Below are 4792 nucleotides of genomic sequence, written 5' to 3'. Positions count from 1 at the left end.
CTTCGGCAGCTCCTGCAGGTGACCTCAAAACCCCATGTAGGAGCTGCCGAAGGCTGCGATCTTTTGCTTTGCGTCTTTTAATCCTTAATCACCCAAATCAATAGTGCTGTTCAAAGGGTTCACGTCTCCATATTATCGCCGTCATAAAGCCTTCTCTGTGGAGCCCATCGATGCCCGTTCAAGCCTTGTTCAAACCGTTCCACCTCGGTGCCCTCGAACTGCCGACCCGCGTGGTCATGGCGCCGATGACTCGCTCCTTCTCCCCGGGCGGCGTGCCTAATTCGAAAGTCATCGAGTACTACCGTCGTCGCGCGGCGGCCGGTGTCGGCCTGATCATCACTGAAGGCACCACCGTCGGCCACATCGCCTCCAACGGTTACCCGAACGTGCCGCAGTTCTTTGGTGACGCGCCATTGGCCGGCTGGAAGAAAGTCGTCGACGCCGTTCACGCTGAAGGCGGCAAGATTGTTCCGCAGCTGTGGCATGTGGGCAGCGTACGCCGCATCGGCACCGAGCCGGACGCTAGCGTGCCGGCTTACGGCCCGTCGGAAAAACTCAAGGACGGTCAGGTCGTGGTGCACGGCATGACCAAGCAAGACATCCAGGACGTGATCGCAGCCTTCGCCCAGGCGGCCAAAGACGCACAAAGCATCGGCATGGACGGCGTGGAAATCCACGGCGCGCACGGTTATCTGATCGACCAGTTCTTCTGGGAAGGCAGCAACCAGCGCAGCGACGAATACGGCGGCAGCCTGGCTAACCGCTCGCGTTTCGCCATCGAACTGATTCAAGCGGTGCGTGCGGCCGTTGGCGAAGGTTTCCCGATCATCTTCCGTTTCTCGCAGTGGAAGCAGCAGGATTACACCGCGCGACTGGTGCAAACCCCAGAAGCACTGGGCGAATTCCTCAAGCCGTTGTCCGACGCCGGTGTGGATATTTTCCACTGCTCGACGCGGCGTTTCTGGGAGCCGGAGTTCGATGGTTCCGAGCTGAACCTGGCAGGCTGGACCCGCAAGCTCACCGGCAAGCCGACCATCACCGTCGGTAGCGTCGGTCTCGATGGCGAGTTCCTGCAGTTCATGGTCAACACCGACAAGGTCGCGCAACCGGCCAGTCTGGAGAACCTGCTGGAGCGTTTGAACAAAGAGGAATTCGATCTGGTTGCGGTTGGGCGCGCGCTGTTGGTCGATCCGGATTGGGCGCAAAAAGTCCGCGAAGGGCGTGAACAGGATATTTTGCCGTTCAGCCGTGAGGCGTTGATGACGCTGGTTTAACCAGCGCCCTTACTGACGCTATCGCTGGCAAGCCAGCTCCCACAGGTTTCATGGGTGTTCACACGACCTGTGGTCACTGGAAATCCCTGTGGGAGCTGGCTTGCCAGCGATGGCGGTTTCAAACGCAACAATAATTCAAGGCAATGTCTGCGCATTCGGCACCACTTGCTCCCCCACACAAGCCCCGCGCAAATGCTTTTCAAACTGCTCGATAACCGCCGGCCATCCCTGACGACTCGCATGCTGCCGCGCATTCAAACGCACGCAGCGCAACGCCTCATCCTCCTCAAGCAACCACGCAGCAGCATCGCAAAACGCCTCTTCGTCGCCGGGCATCGCCAGCACGCCGTTGTAACCATGGCGAATATGCTGCGCCGCTGCAGCTTGATCGTAAGCCACCACACCAAGTCCCGAGGCCAGTGCCTCCAGCACGACATTGCCGAAGGTTTCGGTCAGGCTGGGAAACAGAAATATATCGCCGGACGCGTAGTGTGCCGCCAACGCTTCACCACGCTGTGAGCCGCAGAAAATCGCCTCGGGCAAATCCTTTTCCAGCGCTAGCCGTTGCGGCCCGTCGCCGACCACGATCAGTTTCAGATTGCGCTGTGGATAAGTGTCCCGCAGTTTTTCGAAGCAGCGTTTGAGCAGGCCAAGGTTCTTCTCCGGCGCGAGTCGTCCTACGTGGATCACCGCAATGTCCTGCTCGGACAGGCCCCATTGCTCACGCAAGGCATTCAGCCGTTTGCTTGGATGAAATAGCTGGCTGTCGACACCGCGCGACAACAGCGCCAAGCGCTCGAAATGGCGTCGCTCCAGTTCCAGTCGCTGGCTGACGCTCGGCACCAGAGTCATGGCCGAGCGATTGTGAAACCAGCGCAAATAATACGTCAGCATTCGCGTCAGCAGTCCGAGGCCGTACTGACTGGTGTATTGCTGAAAGTTGGTGTGAAACCCGCTGACCACCGAAATGCCCAAACGCCGCGCCGCACGCAGGGCCGATAAGCCGAGTGGGCCTTCCGTGGCGATGTACAGCACATCGGGACGCTGACGTTTCCAGCGGCGCAGCAGTTTGTGCATCGACGATTGCCCCCATTGCAGCCCCGGATATCCCGGCAACGGCCAGCCACGGCACAACAGCAACGCGTCGTCTTCACTGCGCTGCGGATCGCCGGCCTGACGCGGGCGCACCAGTTCCACTTGGTGGCCGCGCGCGCGCAGCCCATCGCACAAGCGGCCAAGAGTATTGGCCACCCCGTTGATTTCCGGTGGAAAGGTTTCGCTGATCAGGGTGATGTGTAGAGCTGTCGTCATGGCCTCAGTGTCGACTGAGGCCATGTCGTGCTTGTGACGTTCGGATGATGGATTTGTGACGTGCTCAGCGTTGAGTGACGAGATTCTCAGCACCGCGTTCACGCACCCAAAACAACGTCGCCCCGGCCACCGCCGCCGGCATCATCAGAATGTTGACCACCGGAATCAGCAGCACCAGATAGACGATCCCGCCAAAACTCATGCTCTGCCAGCGCTTCTGCCGCAGCCAGGCGAGCATCTCGTTCCAGCCCAGTTTGTGGTTGTCCGCCGGGTAGTCGATGTACTGGATCGCCATCATCCACACGCCGAACAACAACCACAGCGGTGCGGCGATGATGTTTACCACCGGGATGAACGACAGGATGAAGAGACCGATGGCGCGGGGCAGAAAGTAGCCGAGCTTGCGCATTTCCCGGGCGAGGGTGCGCGGGACCATCGCAATCAGTTCACCCCAGCTGAACGCCGGGAAATCATCGGTGCCACGCACCACCACTTCGACTTTTTCCGCAAGAAAGCCGTTGAACGGTGCGGCGATCACGTTGGCCAGCATCGTGAAGGTGAAAAACACCATCAACGCCACCAGCACCACGAACAAGGGCCAGAGGATGTAGCTTAGAAAGCTCAGCCATTCGGGCAGCGATGGCATCAGCGTATCGACCCACAGGCTGAACTGGTGGCCGGCCAGATAGATCAATCCGACGAACAGCACCAGATTGATCGCCAGCGGCAATAACACGAACAGGCGCAAGCCTGGGCTCAAGACCAGTTTAAGGCCTTCGCGCAGGTATTGCGGGCCGGACAGAACAGGGGCGGGCATAAGGTGCTCCGAGCAAGGGAAAACGCGCCGACCTTACCGACTTTGCAACGCCTGTGAAAGCGCGGCAGAGCGATCGACATTCACTGTAACAAAGACGTCCATCTCGTCAGTGTGTCGGCATAGAGACCACCTATGAGCTGGATTGTTAAACCGTATTTCCTTAATCTTGCCCCCCTCGATACGCTGCACCCAACTTTTTACAGGACTGTCGAGCTCAAGCCTTCCCCAAGGTTTTCCACGGTCCTTTTTTATTCCCGCCGGCAGTCCGGCGATCCGTGCCCGTTTTTCGGCCCGGTCAACAGGAGCAGGTCATGTCTGAAGTCCGTCATTCGCGAGTGATTATTCTCGGTTCCGGCCCTGCCGGTTACAGCGCTGCGGTATACGCGGCCCGTGCCAACCTCAAGCCACTGCTGATCACCGGCATGCAGGCTGGCGGTCAACTGACCACCACCACCGAAGTCGACAACTGGCCGGGCGATGTCCACGGTCTGACCGGTCCAGCCCTGATGGAACGCATGCGCGAGCACGCCGAGCGTTTTGAAACCGAGATCGTTTTCGATCACATCAACGCCGTCGACTTCGCTGCCAAGCCTTACACTCTGACCGGCGACAGCGCGACCTACACCTGCGACGCCCTGATCATCGCCACCGGCGCCAGCGCGCGTTACCTGGGCCTGCCTTCGGAAGAAGCGTTCATGGGCAAAGGCGTTTCGGCCTGCGCGACCTGCGACGGTTTCTTCTACCGCAACAAGCCTGTTGCAGTGGTCGGCGGCGGCAACACCGCTGTTGAAGAGGCACTGTACCTGGCCAATATCGCCAGCACCGTAACCCTGATCCACCGTCGCGAAACCTTCCGCGCCGAGAAAATCCTGATCGACAAGCTCAACGCTCGCGTCGCCGAAGGCAAGATCATCCTCAAGTTGAACGCCAACCTCGACGAAGTCCTGGGCGACAACATGGGCGTGACCGGTGCGCGTCTGAAGAACAACGACGGCAGTTTCGATGAAATCACCGTTGACGGCGTGTTCATTGCCATCGGCCACACTCCGAACACTTCGCTGTTCGAAGGCCAGTTGACCCTCAAAGACGGTTATCTGGTGGTGCACGGCGGCCGTGAAGGCAATGCGACTGCGACCAGCGTCGAAGGCATCTTTGCCGCCGGTGACGTGGCTGACCACGTTTACCGTCAGGCGATCACTTCGGCCGGCGCCGGCTGCATGGCGGCACTGGACACCGAGCGTTACCTGGACGGTCTGCAGAACGCTTCGTTCTAAGATCGCAGGCATAAAAAAACCGGCTTCGGCCGGTTTTTTTGTGCCCGTTACTCCTGCTCCAACGCAATTCATTGTAGGAGTGAGCCTGCTCGCGATAGCGGTGTACCGGTCAACAT

General features: G+C 59.4%; 4 protein-coding genes. 2 read left to right on the top strand and 2 right to left on the bottom strand.

The annotated features are described in order from the left end of the window. Positions 1–170: 170 nt before the first annotated feature. A complete protein-coding gene (locus tag PMI23_RS26005) occupies positions 171–1274 on the top strand; it encodes an NADH:flavin oxidoreductase (protein ID WP_007912361.1) in 1104 nt (367 codons plus the stop codon). Positions 1275–1409: 135 nt separating this feature from the next. On the opposite strand, the gene PMI23_RS26000 is transcribed toward PMI23_RS26005, so the two are convergent. Beyond that, positions 1410–2609 (bottom strand): glycosyltransferase family 4 protein, encoded by a 1200-nt coding sequence (locus tag PMI23_RS26000; protein ID WP_007912359.1) that lies wholly within the window; start codon positions 2607–2609, stop codon positions 1410–1412. A gap of 40 nt (positions 2610–2649) precedes the next feature. Beyond that, entirely contained in the window at positions 2650–3402 is a 753-nt protein-coding gene (cysZ, locus tag PMI23_RS25995; RefSeq protein ID WP_007912358.1) for a sulfate transporter CysZ, read from the bottom strand. Positions 3403–3713: 311 nt separating this feature from the next. On the opposite strand from cysZ, the gene trxB reads away from it, so the two are divergent. Continuing rightward, positions 3714–4676 (top strand): thioredoxin-disulfide reductase, encoded by a 963-nt coding sequence (gene trxB / locus PMI23_RS25990; protein WP_007912350.1) that lies wholly within the window; start codon positions 3714–3716, stop codon positions 4674–4676. Positions 4677–4792 lie beyond the last annotated feature (116 nt).

The sequence above is a fragment of the Pseudomonas sp. GM24 genome (assembly GCF_000282235.1).
Taxonomy (GTDB): Bacteria; Pseudomonadota; Gammaproteobacteria; order Pseudomonadales; family Pseudomonadaceae; genus Aquipseudomonas.
Note: the sequence above shows the minus strand (reverse complement) of the source record. Positions and strands in the feature narration are given on the sequence as shown.